Annotated in this window: 14 protein-coding genes and 1 pseudogene; 5 read left to right on the forward strand and 10 right to left on the reverse strand. The window is 61.8% G+C overall.

Features of this window, described 5'->3' with window-relative positions; translation table 11 throughout:
• From VFG49_RS05950 to VFG49_RS05970, 5 genes and pseudogenes are all read right to left on the reverse strand, one after another.
• A pseudogene (locus VFG49_RS05950) lies at positions 1-554 on the reverse strand (MFS transporter); the annotation flags it as partial.
• Positions 555-563: 9 nt separating this feature from the next.
• Complete coding sequence (locus tag VFG49_RS05955) at positions 564-1,196, reverse strand: hypothetical protein (protein WP_324858602.1); 633 nt, start codon at positions 1,194-1,196, stop codon at positions 564-566.
• 5 nt (positions 1,197-1,201) lie between these two features.
• Positions 1,202-2,677, reverse strand: coding sequence for an aspartate aminotransferase family protein (locus VFG49_RS05960; RefSeq protein ID WP_324858603.1), 1,476 nt, complete (start codon positions 2,675-2,677; stop codon positions 1,202-1,204).
• On the reverse strand, positions 2,674-3,339 hold the full coding sequence (locus VFG49_RS05965) for a class II aldolase/adducin family protein (RefSeq protein ID WP_324858604.1): 666 nt from the start codon (positions 3,337-3,339) through the stop codon (positions 2,674-2,676). Before VFG49_RS05965 ends, VFG49_RS05960 begins: the two co-directional genes overlap by 4 nt.
• Positions 3,336-4,964, reverse strand: coding sequence for an FGGY-family carbohydrate kinase (locus tag VFG49_RS05970; RefSeq protein ID WP_324858605.1), 1,629 nt, complete (start codon positions 4,962-4,964; stop codon positions 3,336-3,338). Before VFG49_RS05970 ends, VFG49_RS05965 begins: the two co-directional genes overlap by 4 nt.
• A gap of 82 nt (positions 4,965-5,046) precedes the next feature.
• On the opposite strand from VFG49_RS05970, the gene VFG49_RS05975 reads away from it, so the two are divergent.
• From VFG49_RS05975 to VFG49_RS05985, 4 genes are all read left to right on the forward strand, one after another.
• Positions 5,047-5,730 carry a TetR/AcrR family transcriptional regulator gene (locus VFG49_RS05975; protein WP_414649063.1) on the forward strand — a complete coding sequence of 228 codons (684 nt, stop codon included), beginning with the start codon at positions 5,047-5,049 and terminating at the stop codon, positions 5,728-5,730.
• A 228-nt stretch (positions 5,731-5,958) separates the two neighbouring features.
• On the forward strand, positions 5,959-6,384 hold the full coding sequence (locus tag VFG49_RS19225; RefSeq protein ID WP_414649065.1) for a DUF2946 family protein: 426 nt from the start codon (positions 5,959-5,961) through the stop codon (positions 6,382-6,384).
• Positions 6,385-6,590: 206 nt separating this feature from the next.
• A complete protein-coding gene (locus VFG49_RS05980) occupies positions 6,591-8,759 on the forward strand; it encodes a TonB-dependent siderophore receptor (RefSeq protein WP_324858606.1) in 2,169 nt (722 codons plus the stop codon).
• 101 nt (positions 8,760-8,860) lie between these two features.
• On the forward strand, positions 8,861-10,294 hold the full coding sequence (locus VFG49_RS05985; protein WP_324858607.1) for a PepSY domain-containing protein: 1,434 nt from the start codon (positions 8,861-8,863) through the stop codon (positions 10,292-10,294).
• Positions 10,295-10,671: 377 nt separating this feature from the next.
• Here VFG49_RS05985 and VFG49_RS05990 read toward each other — a convergent pair whose 3' ends face one another.
• From VFG49_RS05990 to VFG49_RS06000, 3 genes are all read right to left on the reverse strand, one after another.
• Positions 10,672-11,550 (reverse strand): universal stress protein, encoded by an 879-nt coding sequence (locus VFG49_RS05990; protein ID WP_324858608.1) that lies wholly within the window; start codon positions 11,548-11,550, stop codon positions 10,672-10,674.
• 16 nt (positions 11,551-11,566) lie between these two features.
• Positions 11,567-12,148, reverse strand: coding sequence for a GNAT family N-acetyltransferase (locus VFG49_RS05995; protein WP_324858609.1), 582 nt, complete (start codon positions 12,146-12,148; stop codon positions 11,567-11,569).
• A 123-nt stretch (positions 12,149-12,271) separates the two neighbouring features.
• Positions 12,272-13,048, reverse strand: coding sequence for a helix-turn-helix domain-containing protein (locus VFG49_RS06000; RefSeq protein ID WP_324858610.1), 777 nt, complete (start codon positions 13,046-13,048; stop codon positions 12,272-12,274).
• A 215-nt stretch (positions 13,049-13,263) separates the two neighbouring features.
• On the opposite strand from VFG49_RS06000, the gene VFG49_RS06005 reads away from it, so the two are divergent.
• The gene (locus VFG49_RS06005; RefSeq protein WP_324858611.1) at positions 13,264-13,701 is read left to right on the forward strand and encodes a universal stress protein; all 438 of its coding nucleotides are present in this window, start codon (positions 13,264-13,266) and stop codon (positions 13,699-13,701) included.
• Between the two features lie 5 nt (positions 13,702-13,706).
• Here the strand turns inward: VFG49_RS06005 and VFG49_RS06010 are convergent, their stop codons facing one another.
• Entirely contained in the window at positions 13,707-14,696 is a 990-nt protein-coding gene (locus VFG49_RS06010; RefSeq protein WP_324858612.1) for a zinc-dependent alcohol dehydrogenase family protein, read from the reverse strand.
• A 9-nt stretch (positions 14,697-14,705) separates the two neighbouring features.
• Positions 14,706-15,983, reverse strand: coding sequence for a divalent metal cation transporter (locus VFG49_RS06015; protein WP_324858613.1), 1,278 nt, complete (start codon positions 15,981-15,983; stop codon positions 14,706-14,708).
• Between the last annotated feature and the right edge of the window lie 86 nt (positions 15,984-16,069).

Below are 16,069 nucleotides of genomic sequence, written 5' to 3' on the forward strand. Positions count from 1 at the left end.
TGCAGCACGGTCAGTGGCAGCAGCGACAACCCCGCCATCGCCACGAATCCCGCCTGCCAGCCCAGCGCGGGCATCAGCCAGCGCGCCAGCCCGAAGGCCACCACCGCCTGCACGGCGGTTTGCAGCGTGAGAAAAATGCCGGCGAGCCGATCGGGCTTGGCGGCGCGCACGATCACCATGGTGGTGATCCAGAACAATGCCGCCGCCAACAGTCCCGCCAGCAGCCGCACGATGGTGCAAGCGAGGTCGCCCTCGGCCGTGAGCGTCAACAGGTTCACGCCCGCCAGCAGCACGCTGGCGCACGCGGTCGTCTCGCGCAATCGCCCCAACGGCAGGACCTTTTCCGCCAGGATCACCCCAAGCCCCAACGCAAAGATCTCGCCCATTGCCACGACGCCCACGCCCTCGAGCGAGATGCGGTGGCGGTTGACCAGCTCGCCCAACAGCACCGGCTGCAAACCCAGCATCATCAGTGCCACGCAGCCGAGCAGCAGTGCTGCGCCAATCTCCGTTCGACTGAAACCCGCAGGTACGTTGACGGCAGCGTCGTTCATGGCTTCCCCTCAGTAGCCGTTCGATTCGTCTGGCAATTGACCGCGCAAGAAATGTTCAACCGCGTGCCGCTGATCTTTTCGCAGCCGACCGTTTGCAATGCGACATACCCACCATGGCAAGGTATCCACGCGTGCTCCCGTGCCCGCAGCCAGCGCATAGGCCTTGGCGCACTTCTCCGCAAGCTCAGCGTTGAGTACGAGCCGTTGCGCAGTCGTACCCAATACCAGTGCGCGCTGTGCGCATATCCACAGGTTGCCACCGGTGGCGAGACAACGGCGTGCATCGGCCACGATGCTGCCATTCAACGCGGGTAGCGGCGTGGCCGTGCGCCCGAGATGCCGCGCCTGCTCGTCGAATACCTGCGGAAGTTCACCGCCGAGCGCGTCCAGCACACGCATGAAGGCGCCGCCCCCCACGGCCACGGCCCCCACGTCATTGCGCCCGAGATAGACCGCAGCATGCAGCGCGGCCTCGCCTTGCGCGGCGTGCAACGCCATTTTCTGCGGAGCACCGTCGCCAGCGGAGCACCAGATCATGGACGCTTCACCGGCCACTCGCAGCGACACGCTGCCATCGCTTCCCAGCAAATCCCGGTCGTGAAGGCGAACACGCACATCATCGAGCAGATGGAAGATATCCATGGCCGTCACACCAGTTTCAGCACGTCTTCAAAACGATTCAGGGCCTCGTCGACGATGTCGTCGGTGTCGGCCAGGCTGGTGTAGATGCGACTGCCTGCCAACGTGATGATGCCGTGCGCGGTATAAGCCGCGCCCATTTCTTCCATCATGTGCTTGCGCTGCTTGGCCTCGTTCTTCAATCGCGCCAGCTTCAGCAGGTTGCTGGTGTCCAGCAGCATCACGCCCGATGTCTGCAGGTGCACGATCGAACCCATGTTGTAGGCCACGAACGGCAGGCCCAGGCGGTCGATGATCTGATCCAGTCCTTGTCGCAGGCGATCACCCGCGCGCCCCGCCTTGACCGCGGCATCGGTCCGCTGGATTTCCTTCAATGCGTAGTAACCGGCGGCGCAGGACAACGGGTTCGCCGTCAACGTGCCGCCGACGAAAGCGCGCTTCGCCGTGGTGCCGATGCCACCGACCAGCATCATCATGATGTCGCGACGACCACCAATGCCGCCGGCCATCGGGTATCCACCGGTGAGGCACTTGCCGAGCACGGTGAGATCGGGCGTCACGCCGAAATACGCCTGCGCGCCGCCGAGCCCCGCGCGAAAACCCGTGACCACTTCGTCGAAGATCAGCAAGGCGCCGAATTCGTCGCACAGCTTGCGCAGTTGCGCATTGAAATCGTGCGCCACCGGACGCGTGCCGCTCTCCGGCCCGAACGGCTCCACGATCACGGCGGCCGTGCCGCCGCGCAGGCGATTCCAGCGCAAGCGGCGACGGATCGCCTCGAGATCGTTGGGCAGGCTTTCCTGTGTGTTCGCCGTGGCGCCGCGCGGAATGCCCACCGCCTCCATGCGCCCGGTCTTGGGCAGGCGCATGCCATACACCATCGAGTCGCTCCACCCGTGGTAGCCGCCGCCGATCTTGATCACGCGACGGCGTCCGGTATAGGCACGCGCGAGGCGGATCGCACCCATCACCGCCTCGGTGCCCGAACCGGCCATGCGCAGCATCTCCACGCCCGGCATCAGTTCGCAGACGAGTTCCGCCAGCTTCACTTCGTACTCGTGCAACAGACCGGTGGTGGGACCGCAATGCTCCAGCAATTCGAAGATCTTGCTACGTACAGTCGGGTCATTGGACCCAAGCAGGGTCGGCCCGCCGGCCTGCAGGAAATCGATGTAGCGATTACCGTCCACATCGGTCATGTGCGCGCCGTTGGCTTCGGCGATCGCGAGCGGGAATGGCAGATTGAAAGCCAGGTTGTGCTGCACGCCGCCGGGAATGACCCGACGAGCCTCTTCGGCCATGCGCTTGGAACCCTGGCAGCGCTGCTCGAAGTAATCCATGACGCGATCCATCGCATCGCGCCGGATGGGTCGCATCGGTTGATTTACCAACGCATCGAAACGGCGATACAGCGCATCGGTATCGGGCCATTGCGAGATGGCACTACCGGCGGGCGGCTCAATGGAGGCTCTGGGAAGATTCATGCAATAACATCCTGGACAGGATGGGCGTCGATGGTGTCGAGCAGGCGCTGCAGTGCTGTGTCGGGCGCGCGCTCGCCGGCAAGGCGTATGGCGATGCGGGTGCGCAACTGATCCAGCGCCAGCGACTCCAGTGCCACCAGCGCAAGCAACGTGGCATCAAGTGAAGTACCGCAGCAGATCGCGCCATGCGTGCGCAGCAGGTAGGCATTGACGTCGGGCCGCAACGCGCGCCCCAGCTTGCCCGACAGCCAGCCCGTGCCTGACGGCGCATAACCGACGAGTGGCACCTCGGGCCCCAGCAGGCGTCGATGTTCCGGATCATCAACCAGCAACGGACGGCCCAGCAGCGTGCAAGCGCTGGCTGCCGGTTGATGCGTATGCACGCTCGCGTGGCAGTCACGACGCGCACGCAGAACCTGCGCGTGCATGCCCGACTCCACCGACGGCTTGCGCTCGCCGTCGACCTTGACGAGATCAGCGAGGCGCAGCACGCACACATCAGCTGCCTCCATCGTCTGGTAATCGGTCGCGGACGGCGTCACCGCGATATGTTCGCCATCGATACGCAGGGCCAGGTTGCCACCCGTGGCGGCGAAGTAGCCTCGATCGGCCAGTGCGCGACTGACGTCGACCACACGCTGTCGTTCGGCTGGAAACTTCATGCCGTCGCCTCCTGCTGTCGATTGATGCGGCGATACATCGGCGCGAGCCGCCGATGCAGCTCCTTGAAAGTATCGAAACGCTCGTCGTACAACCCGCGCATCGCCTGACGCGGCTCGAACAGCTGCCGCTGCCTGCAACGCTCGGGTACGTCCGCAAAGTCGAGCTCACCCAAGCCTACGCCAGCGACAAAAGCGGCACCCAACGCATTCGCCTGGATGGGTGCCTGCGGCTGGCGCACGGCCATGCCGGTGGCGTCCGCAAGTATCTGGCACCACACATCCGACTGCCCACCACCACCCACCACGGTCAGCGTGTCGCCACGGCGCCCGCGTACGAAACGCAGCATCGGCTCCAGCATCCATCGCGTGTTCAATGCCACGCCTTCGAGGAATGCGCGTATCACGTCCTCGCGCGTGTGGTCGGCGGAGAGATTGAAGAGCCCGGCACGTAGGGTTTTGTCATCCACGGGCGTGCGCTCGCCGAACAGCCAGGGCGTATAGATCAGGCCGCGCGCACCGGCCGGCACGCGATCGGCGATGCGATCAAGCACCTGATAGACGTCCGGACGCATGTCATCGCTGAGCAGTTCGTCGGGATGGAACAGGATGCGGTCGCGCAGGAAGGCAAGGTTGCTGCAGGCGGCCGACTGCATCGCCATCGCCAGGTAACGTCCCTTCAGCGCACATGGCACCGAAGCGACGAACGTACCGATATCGGTACGCTTGGCCGGTACATGCGCGCCCAGCCATGAGGATGTGCCCAGATACAGGTGCATGTCACCGTCACGCACGGTTCCCGCACCTACCGCAGCTGCCGAGTTGTCCACCGAACCGGCAACGACGCGAGTAGTGTGCGAAAGCCCCAATACGTCGGCCACGACCGGCGTCAGCGTGCCGATCACCTCGGTGGAATGCACGATGTCCGGCAGCTTGTCGCGATCCAGCCCAAGAATGTTGAGCAGACCGGTGTCGTAACGCACGCGGCCCAGATCGCGATTATCGGTGGCCCAGGTGGTGAGCGCCGAGTCGTGGGTGGAACAGAAGCGTCCGGTCAGACGCAGATTCATGAAGTCGAGCGCGTTGAGAAATTTGTGCGTGCGTTCGACCAGTGACGGATGATGATCGTGCAACCAGGCCATGTGACCGGCCGAATCCTTGCCCGACAGCGAAGGGGCGCCACCGGTCAGGCGCAACCAGCGCGCAAGCTTGAGCGGACCATAGCCCTGGATGTTGAGCAGACCGCTGCGCGCACGGCGACGAATCGCCTGTGCCCCGCGCATGTCGAGCCAGAGGATGGCTCGCGACAACACGCGGCCCTCGCTGTCCACCGGAATGGTGCATTCGCCGAAGGAGGAGCAGCAGACCGCGATCACGCGTCGGCGCACGGCGGCATCGGGCGCCAACAGTTCCCGCGCGGCATCGAGGAAAGCCTGCCACCAATCCTGCGGGTCCTGCTCCACGCCAGCGTCGCCGACCAGATGCAGCGGCACGGGGCGGAAGGCCCAGCCGTGAACCTGTCCGTCCAGCCCCACCAGCGCGCATTTGCAGCCCGAGGTCCCCAGGTCGACGGCCAGCACCAACGGGTCGACCGAAACGGAGGAAGCGGCCTGCACGGCAACTGGCATGTGAAGCGACCCAGAATGGTAGTTATAGCTATCGTATAGTTACGACTATAATTTCGACAATCCCCATCCCAGGATGTCGCTGGTGTCCTCGACTCCGCCCCGCACCCGCCGCACGAAGGCAATCTCGCTCGAGTTGGCGCCCAAGCTGCGTCCGGCGCAATCGCGCGCCGCCGAGACCTATGAGCACCTGCTGGGTGTCACCGCGCAGATCCTCACCGAGGTCGGCTTCGAGCGCCTCTCCACCAACATGGTGTGCGAGCGGGCCGGGCTCTCGCCGCCGGCGCTCTATCGCTATTTCCCGAACAAATACGCCCTGCTCCACGAGCTGGGCCGTCGCCTGATGGAACAACAGAATGCCCTGATCACACACTGGCTCACACCCGCCGTGTTCCACGGCGATATCCGGACGCTCGAACAGGCGCTCACCGGTCTGTTGCTCGAAACGTATCGCGTTACCCAGCAGACGCAAGGCGGGATGTGGATTCTGCGGGCGTTGCGGGCAGTACCCGCGCTGCAGGATGTACGGCTCGCCTCGGCGCGGGAAGTCACGTCCCAGGTCGCCCTGCGGCTGGCCCGCGTGTTTCCGCGGATCGACGTCGCTCAATTGGAGCTGATCAGTCGTGTCGCCGACGGCATGGCCTATGCAGCCCTGGAAATGCTGTTCGATGATCCAGCGCTGGATCCGCTGGCGGTCATGGGCATCGTTGCGGCGACCCTGGCCAGCTACTTTGACCGCCTGCGCGCCGTGCCCCCGAGCGAAAGCTGACAAGGTTCAAGATATCCGCAAACAAAAACGGCGCCCAAGGGCGCCGTTCTGCTAACTGTTGCCGAATTGGTCGGGACGGCAGGATTCGAGCTCGCGTTTACTCGAACCAGACTGCCATTTGGCTGATTCGGGCACTGCAGCCGCCCGGCGAACCGTTCCGCCCTCTTGTCGCTTGCACCCATGGTCAAGGCCACGCAAACTTGCTGCTTCAGCAGCGAATTCTTTGTGATGGTCTTCTCTAGGGCGCAGCGTCGATGGATTGCACTGGCAGCGCACTTCGCGTTGCTGCTGTCCATGTGTGCGCCCATGGTGTCCCGCTGGCTGATGCTCGACGGGATGACTGGAGACTGCCCCGCCGTGGTCATGGATGGGGGGGCGATGGTCATGCCTGATGGCATGACGATGCCACAAACGTCGTCCCTGCACCTGGACCACGCCGGACAGCATCCGGACGGGGAGTCGGCGGGTGATGCCTGCGGTTACTGCTCCCTACTCGCTCACTCGCCACTTGTGGTGGTGGTTGCAGCGACACTGGCGACCCTTCCTCCGTTACCGGCACCTACTCTTCCGGCAACAGACGCCACGCTCAGCGAGCAACCCGCTTCACTGGCCTTCAGGTCGCGTGGCCCCCCTGCCCTTCTTGCTCTTGCCTAATTTCCAGATGGCTCGCCACGCATAGGTGGCGCGGTCCGGTTCGTCCGGACTCGGAACAAGAGCTTCAAATTAATGCTCCTTGCTCCGATCGCACTGCCTGCAGTGCGACATGCGCTGACTCGCGTGTATGCCTTGGTCCTGATCGGCGCGCCCGCGACGGGTGACGTCAGGCCATAAACTTTCCTGCCCGGCAGACAAGAATTTTCATGAATCGGCATACCCTTTCTATCGCAGCCTTTCTTACGTGCACGCCCATCATGGGCGCGTTCGCTCAGGCCAACAGCAACACAACCGCCACTGGTGATGCGGACCCGTCCGCGCAAACAAGCGGGACAACCTCTGCAGTGCCCGGCAACTCCGTCACGCAGTTGAACACCATCACTGTGACGGGTCGAAAATTCCTGGACGAAGACACCAGCGGCATTACCAATCTCCCCCTTCCCATCGAAAAGGTGCCGCAATCAATCAGCCTGGTGAACAACGACTTCATCAAGGCTGCGGATCTCAAGAACATGGGGGAGATCGCCCAATACACCAATGGCGCACTATGGGCCAGTTACAGCCCGAGCTATGGCAATCAAGTATGGCTGAGAGGCTTCTCCGCCGGGTACGCCATCGATGGCCTAACCGTCGGTGATCAAATCACCGAACCCGATCCAGCCACACTGGAGCGATACGAAGTCGTAAAGGGGCCGGCGTCCGTCGTCTATGGCGCGCAGAGCCCCGGCGGCATCATCAACCTGGTGTCCAAGAGCGCCTCTCCTGACACGCCAAATTACGTGCAGGTCCTCGGCGGTTCATGGGGACGGTGGCGGCTTGAGGGCCAGGTCGCAGGATCGCTCAACGAGTCAGGTTCGGTCCGAGGGATCGCCGTCGCCGCGCAAGAGGATGGAGGAAGCTTCGTTCATCACGTCGGCCTGGAAAAGTCGGTGCTCTACGGCGGCCTTGATATCGATTTTGATGAGCACGTGAAAGGCTACGTCAGGGCGAGTTACCAGCGCACGGAAGACACTCCCTACAACGGCATTCCTACCTATCCCGATGGCTCGCTGGTGCCGGTATCGCGTTCGTTCTTTCTGGGAGGCTCAGACTTGAGCGCCGTGGCGCACGCGTCCCGCATCGACTCCGGCGTGACATGGACACCCTCCGACCTGTGGTCCTTCGATCTCAAGGGCATTTACCAATACACCACGCACGGTGGCAGTAATGCCTATCCTTACGACTTCATTGCTTATGACGGAACGTTTCCCATCGGCGGCGAGCAGTTCAACAACTGGCACGTCAATGACTTCACGGTCGCGGCCTCTGCCATGCGTAAGTTGGACGACCTTGGTCTCAGTGACAGCTCGGTATCAGCCAATGTGCGCTATCAGCAATACCGCTACTACATCGATGAGAGCTTCCTGACCGGCGGCCCGGCTGATATCAGCCAAGGCGAGGCCGCGGTCAACGATGTGTTCAACAACATGATAGTTGGCAGCGGAAGCTACCAGCAGGATCAGAAGATGGACTACCTGACGGTATCCTCACAGGCGGTCATTAAGGTGGCCGCGCCACTGACCCTGGTCGGTGGCGTAGCGTTTTCCAAACCATCCATTGATCTTCAAGTCGATCACGGCGCCTGGAAAAACCTCGACCCGGGCAGTCAGGTGAACTATCGCGGCGCAGCGATTTTTCAGGCGAGCGATAACCTGAATCTCTATGCGTCTTACAGCGAGTCGTATCAACCCAACCTTCGTCTCGATGTGCAATACGACGTGCTTCCGCCAGTCAGCGGCAAGCAATATGAAGTGGGTGCCAAGTACCTGTCCAGCGAGCGCCTGCTGCTCACCGCTGCGTTGTTTGAAATCCGCGAGAACAACGTGGCGATCTACGACTCCATGGTCAACGGCGAGGCGCTCTATCGCGCGTCGGACGTTCGGCACCGCGGAGCCGAGCTGGAAGCGACAGGCCGGCTTGCCGACCACTGGCAGGTCAAGGGGGGCGTGGCCGTCCTCGACTCCGTGGTAACGAAAGACCCGGAGAATCCCGCCAATAACGGCGAGCGGCAGCCATGGTTGCCTCGCACGACGGCCAATCTATTCACCAGCTACGACTTTGCTAGTGGCGTTTCTGTGTCCGGCGGCATGCGTTACGTAGGCTCGGTCAAGACCTATGACAGCTCATCGGCCACACCAACACCGTCGCTGCGTTCCTATCTGGTGGCGGACGCTGGCGTCAGCTACGCCATCGACAAGTGGCTGCTGCAGCTGAACCTAAAGAACCTATTCGATAAGCATTACGTCGTTAGCACGCCCATCTTCCAGTCGCTGTCGGCGGGTTTGTATCCAGGTGAACCGCGCAGCGTCTCAGTGTCTGTCAGAAGGGACTTCTGACAAGCCGCATACACTGAATGTCAGCGGCTCGGATGCTGCGGGTCGCTGACTGCTTCACTCAACGATGGCCCTTTCTTTGAGGGGCATCCGAGGAACCGATTGTGAACGACTCCCTCAAGATACCCGCCCGTCGGCGTTGGCCGGACTACGCCGCACTGTGGCGCTGGCATTTCTATGCCGGCCTGTTCTGCCTGCCGTTTTTCTGCTGGCTTGCGATTACAGGATCCCTGTATTTGTTCCGTCCCGACATCGAGGCGTGGCTAGACCGGCCCTACGAGTCGCTTCATTTGGAAGGACCGCGAGCCACTCCGGCCAGCGAAGCGCGAGCCGCAGTGGCCGCTGTGCCGGGCTCGGTGTTCAGCCACTACGAACCACCCGCAACCGCGACAGGTGCCGCGCAGGTCGTTGTCGCTCGCGAGGGATACTTGTATCGCGTTTATGTGCACCCTGGCAGCTTGCAGGCCATGCACGTCGGCCGTGACGACCACCGCATCATGGAGTTGATGAGCCACCTGCACGGCAATCTCCTCCTGGGGACGCCAGGATCGATGATCGTGGAGATGGTTGGGTCGTGGGGCGTGATCATGATCCTCACCGGGGTGTGCCTGTGGTTTCCCCGAGGGACCAAGCGCCTTGGCGGCCTGCTGTATCCGCGACTGCGTGGGCATGGGCGTTTATTCTGGCGTGACCTGCACTCTGTCACCGGCGTGTGGATCTGCGCGGTAACGTTGTTTTTGTTGCTGAGTGGGCTGCCTTGGGCGGCGAGTTGGGGTAGCTATTTCACATGGGTCCGTAATCACTGGACGGCGACGGCGGGCAAGCCCGACTGGTCGCTGGGTGGCAAAGAGGAGCCTATCCCGACCATGGCGCATGACATGCACATGTCGCACATGGCGTCGCCCAATGCGAAGTCAGCTATCAGTGCCGCAGAAATGGCAGCGATGCGGCCGCCAGCAACCGGAAAGGATGCGATGCAGCCGCCGCTTGACCTTGATGCGCTCAGCACGGTGGTGCCGGTGGCCGCAGGACTTGGTGTACCGCGCCCGCTCTGGATCCTTCCGCCATCTCCCGGCGAACGTGACTGGATCGTCTCATCCCGCAATCAGGACCGGACGCAGCGTGTTTCGTACGCCATCGATCCGAATGGCGCGGTGTCGGGCCGCAAGGTGTTCGGGGACGACGATGCGGTGAACAGGACAATCAATGTGGCCATTTCCGCCCACGAAGGCCATTTGTTCGGTCGACCGAATCAGGCCATTCTTCTGTTGAATGCGATTGGCGTGTTGCTGGTGGCAATTAGCTCAGCCGTGATGTGGTGGCGGCGCCGCCCAGCACATCTGCTGGGCGCTCCCAGACCCGGTGCAAGCCCACGCACCTCCGCGCTCTTGGCTCTTGGTTGTGCCCTACTCGTACTAACGGTGTTGCTGCCACTGTTCGGGGCATCGCTGCTGCTAATCCTTCTGCTCGAGCGCCTCGTGCTTCCTCGTCGCTCTTCGCTACGCCGCTGGCTGGGTCTTGGTGCTGGCTCCGCATGATGTGTGGGAAACACACTTTCCAGTCGAAGTGAGCGTTCCAAGTCGTCGCAGCGAAAGGTGCCCCGCGATACGTTCGAAGCTGCCTCGGGGGCGAGATCGTGCGCTATCGCGTTCCGCTCTTGCCGGTCGCCAAGCGAGTCAAAAAGGGGCACACGGTTCGCCACGTGCTGACCTTCGATGATCAGGAATCAACCAAGCCGGCACCGTTACTGTTTCGGCACGCGAGCATGCTTGCGTGGAGTCATGGTGCCTCCGGGTCTGGCCGCGGTTTCCTGCCATGGACCCGTTTACACAAAATCTAGGACACGCCCCACCTTGAGTAGCTCAACTCATGACGGCCAGTGGCCGGGAGCGCCATCGAGCCCCCCAGACCATCCTCAGTGCTGCAACAGGATCGGTATTTCGGCGTTCTGCAGGATGTGTCGAGTCGCGCCGCCCAAGATGCGCTCTCGCACCCGAGCATGACCATATGCGCCCATGACTAAACAGTCAGCCGACTGCCTCATGGCTGCGCGCAAGAGCGCCCGGCCTGAGTTGATGGGACTAGCGTAGAGCGGCTTCTCGCCGACGCGAACGCCATGCGACCGCAGATAGGCTACTGGATCGAACGGCAGCTGCCGTCCTTCGTTCTCCAGCGCCAACGCCCCATCTTTCAGAATCACTACCTGCTCAGCTAAAGCGGCGAGCGGAAGAGCGGCATGAATGGCTCGGATGGATTCGATGCTGCCGTTCCAGCCGATCACCATCCGCTTGAACTCGATGGGTTTGTCCCAACGGGGCGGCAGCACCAGACACGGAGCACGGCAAGTCAGCAAGGCTTCGCCAAGCACGTCGATCATTCGGGAAGCTTCTGCGAGGTCTCGCTCCAGCACGATCAGGTCATGCCAGGCCCCCAGCGCGCGCATCGTCTTTGCTGGCGCCACCTGCGTGTTTTCCCAAGACACATGCCGGACGCCGCGGGATCGGGCGAACGCGGCAAATGAATCATAGTCATCGCGCTCAACCCGCCCTGCATCCATCAACAGGGCCATTACGGTGGGCTCGTCATCGATGCCTGCGAGGGACCGAAGTGAGGGATCGATATAGCAGCCCGTCACATGAGCGTTGAACATCGCCGCAATATCGACGCCGGCAAACGCCGCCGGGCTCCACGGACCCGACGATGTCACCAACGCCAAAACATCTGCATAGCCTTTATGGGTGGCGACAACAGGGTTTGGTTCGAAGCGCTCGTCGTAACTCAGAGGCATTTTCATGTGAGATACCTCCCGCTCACACCAGATCGATGGAATGAATGACTAGGGTGCTGTCGTGCGGATCGGGGCGCCGCACGAACCCGAGATAGGAGGCAAGATCGCGCATGGCCTGGTTGTTGGCGCCGTCCACCGAGAACATGTGACGGAACCCTTTCCTGCGCGCCACATCCATCAGGTGGCGCATCAACAGGACGCCCAAGCCTTTTCCCTGCCACTCGTCCGCGACAGTGACAGCACACTCACAATGTTTCCCGTCGCCTGTTGCACTGTATCGGCTCACGCCGATCTCTCGGAGCTTGCCATCCTCATGGACCAGCGCCACGAAGGCCATATGGTTCTGGCAATCGACGTCCATCAAGCGGTCGACCGTTGCCGCGCCGACCTGCTGGAAGTCCCCAAGGAACCGCATCCGTCGGGCCGTGTGTGAGAGACCGTTGATGAAGGCGACTTCCCGCTCCCTGTCCTCTGCAGCGAGTGGGCGGATCAGCACGGGAGTGCCGTCTCGCAATGGTTCGATCCAGTGATCGCCTTCCAACGCGTCAAGAAAAGGCAGGAACGGCTTCGCGATCTCCGCGAAAGGATGGGTAGATGCAGACATGGTATTCACCCCGATATGGCAAACCGTCTGGCCATGTCCTGTTGACCGTAACGGCCCTGGCGTCTTCGGCTTCCCGCGCCATGTTCTTGTACGCCGCGAGCGCTCAGGCCTAATTGACTGGCGTCAATTACTCGCAGGCTGCGACGCTTTTCCCGTTGCTACATCACCATCAACGGGACGGCAAAGCTGTGCGAGAAGATCAGGACGAAGCACCGTCACCGACTTTCTCTGCACTGCCAAGATCCCCATGGTCTCGAACCGGGTGAACAGCCGGCTTACTGTCTCTACAACCAGTCCCAGATAGCTGGCGATGTCCTGCCGGGACATGGGCAGCATGAGATGACTGCCGTCCCGATGCAGGGTCTCGTATCGATCCGCCAGACTCTTGAGGAAGATGGCAAGCCGGACCTGTGCCTGCTGTTGCCCCATGGTCACCAGATGCTGGTGCTCCTGAACAACCTCGCGACTGATGACGCGGAGAAGTTGCCGATGCAACGTCGGAATCTGACTGGTGACTCGCTCAAGCTCCGAGAAAGGCAGCTCGCAGATGCTGGTGCGTTCCAGCGCCTCGGCTTGGCTGGCATGACGCCCTGAAGCGAGCGCATCAACGCCGACGATCTCCCCAGGCAGGTGGAATCCAATAACCTGCTGGCAGGCCTCTTCGTTAAGGACAAAAGTCTTCAGCGCGCCAGACCGCACGACAAACAGGGAGTGGAAGGCATCGCCAACACGGTAAAGCGCCTTGCCGCGTTCCAGCGTTCGTTTATCCCTGACGGTGGCATCAAGACGGGCGAGATCGTCTCCGTTGATCCCCGCAGGCAGGCATAGCTCCCGTAGGCCGCAACTGGCGCAGCTTCGGCGCAACTGGGTGATATCGAGCACGTCGGCGACAGGCGGCATGTGGCCCGTCCCTCGAGGGTGAAAGGCGCAATCCGATGCTAGCACGGCCGCCTCACGGGCGACGGCCAGCGACCCGAAATGACGGTTTGAAGACAGCCTTGCCATTCGTGGCAGCAATTGATTGGCGTCAAAAAGGCCTCTGGAGAGCTGGCGCAGAGTGCGCCCGTGGTTACGGCGCCAAGCGCGCCTCACTTAAACCGATCCGGGAGAGTCCCATGTTTAAACGCATTCTTCTTCCGACCGACGGGTCAGAGCTGTCCAATCGTGCGGTGGAACTTGGCATCGAGCTTGCCCGCAGCCTGGGAGCCAGCGTCTTTGCCTTCCACGCGATGGAGCCATTTGGATCAGTGCCCTACTTCACCGAGATGATGATCTTTCCCGAGGATGTTTATGAAAAGGAGGTCAGCGAGCGGGGGGATTACTACCTGGAGGAAACCAGGCAGCGAGCACAGGCCGCAGGTGTGCCGTGGGAAGGGACGCGTGAATATGCACACAGGCCGCATGAAGCCATCCTTCGCGTCGCCAGGGACCAAAAATGCGATGTCATTGTCATGGGATCGCACGGTCGCTCCGGACTCGACCGCCTTCTACTCGGCAGTGAAACGAACAAACTTTTGCTCAGCACAGACGTGCCTGTATTGGTCTGTCACTAACTGAATCAGGGGATGAGAACGGCTGCGCCTTGCAGAATGCCAAGGCGCAGGTCGTCCAGTGCCTCGTTGGCTTGCTCAAGGCGATACCGCTCGACGTGCACTTTGACCTTGGCCTCGGCCGCAGCGGCGAGGAATACCCGGCCATCTTCCCGGGTCAGATTGGCAACCGACAGAAGACGGCGCTCTCCCCAGAGCAAGTCATAGGGGAAACTCGGAATATCCGACATGTGGATGCCGCCGCACACCACCGAGCCTCCCTTACGAACGGCGCGCAACGCCATGGGGATCAGCTCACCAGCGGGGGCGAAGATCAAAGCGGCGTCGAGAAGGCACGGCGGTGGCAGGGCTGAAGATCCCGCCCAGGTCGCACCCAACGACTGCGCAAACTGCTGTGCCGCGACATCTCCCTCTCGCGTGAACGCATAGACTTCCTTGCCCTGCGATGTCGCTACCTGGATAAGGAGGTGAGCTGCTGCCCCGAAGCCATACATGCCCACTCGGGTACATTCACCGGCGAGCTTCAGTGTCCGCCCACCAATCAAGCCTGCGCACAGGAGCGGAGCCGCTTCAGCCGGGTCTGGGTAATCGCTTACTGGCAAGGGTAAGCAATAGCGAGCATCCGCGATCACTTGGGTCGCGTAGCCACCATCACGGGTGCAGCCGGTGAAGATGGGCGAGTCACAAAGGTTCTCGCTGCCGCTGGTGCAGTAGAAGCAGTAGCCACAGGCTCGACCCAGCCAGGGCACACCCACTTGGTCGCCGACCATGGGCGATAGCACGCCATCACCCACGTCATCCACGACACCCACAATTTCATGGCCTGGCACGACCGGATACTGCGCCTGGGGAAGCTCTCCATCGTAGACATGCAAGTCAGTCCGACAGACACCACAGGCCAGAACCTTGATACGCACTTGACCCGGACCCGGCACAGGCGTGGGTTCCTGCATCAGCACTAGCGGGTGCCCCGGCTTCATCAATCGCATGACGTCCATAGGCTTTCCTCAGGCCACGCACATGCCCAGCACGGCGAGGCCCATGACGGCAGTCGCTCCCCATCCAAGCCAACGCAACCATCCCTTGACCGTGAAGGAGCCCATGACGCCCGGGTGGCTGGCGGTCCACATAATCGCGATCATCAGGGGGACGGCGATGACCCCGTTAATGACGGCTGCCCAGAACAGGAGCCGGAGCGGGTCCAAGGGTAAGCAGCTCACCACAACACCCAACACCATGGCCCCGACGATGATCCGATAGAAGACCTTGGCGCCTCCAGGCTTCTCAGACAGGCTGGACCGGACGTTCACGGCCTCGCTGACGGCATAGGCAGCTGATCCAGCCAAGACGGGAATGGCGAGCAGTCCTGTTCCAACAATGCCCAACGCAAATATCAGCGATGCGGCTCTGCCAGCCAAGGGTTCCAGCGCACGTGCCGCATCGGCCGGCGCGCGGATGTCAGTGATGCCGTGTGAGTGCAGCACGGCAGAAGCAGTCACTATGATGAAGAACGCGACGAAGTTCGAATAGGTCATTCCGAACACCGTGTCAAAGCGGATGCGCTCGAAGGAAGCGGCAGCTTGTTCCGGCGCATCTATCAGCGGGCTCTCAGTAAGAGACTGCTCCTCTTCCTCTACTTCTTCTGAGGCCTGCCAGAAAAACAGGTAGGGGCTGATGGTTGTGCCGAAGATACCCACGACGACCACGAAATAGCTGGCGCTCCACGGCCACGCCGGCCAAGGTTCGGTCAATGCCATCTTCCACGGCACGTCAACAATGGCAGCCGTGGCGACGTACGCCAACAGGCTGACCGTGAGCCACTTCAGGATCGGCGCGTACCTACCGAATGGCAGGAACACCTCGAGTCCCAATGAAAGTGCCACCAAGACCGACGCGTATACCCATGCCTGGCCGCCCACCAAGAGGCTGACGGCGGCGCCCATGGCACCAATGTCTGCAGCAAGGTTGATCACATTGGCGATCAGCAATAGCACAACCAGCCCGAAGACGAAGGTGGGTGGCAGATGCCCTCGCATATTGGCCGCCAGGCCCCGCCCGGTGACGCGCCCAACCCGGGCACAAATCATTTGGATGCCGATCATGAAGGGGAGCGTCAAAACGACTGTCCAAAGCGTCGTGTAGCCCCACAGAGCCCCGGCCTGGGAGTAGGTCGCAATCCCGCTGGGATCATCGTCTGCGGCACCGGTAATGAGTCCAGCTCCCAAGCGTCTTGTCCGCGAGGGCGTTCGGCTTCGACTCGAAGCTATGACTGGATGCGCGGACATGAGGCCTCCCTAAGATGGGACCAGCATCTCAAACGCGAATGGTTACTTTTTGACTGATGTCAATTTCCAGAGCCGGTACGCACAGG

This window comes from Dyella sp., from assembly GCF_035685885.1.
Taxonomy (GTDB): domain Bacteria; phylum Pseudomonadota; class Gammaproteobacteria; order Xanthomonadales; family Rhodanobacteraceae; genus Dyella.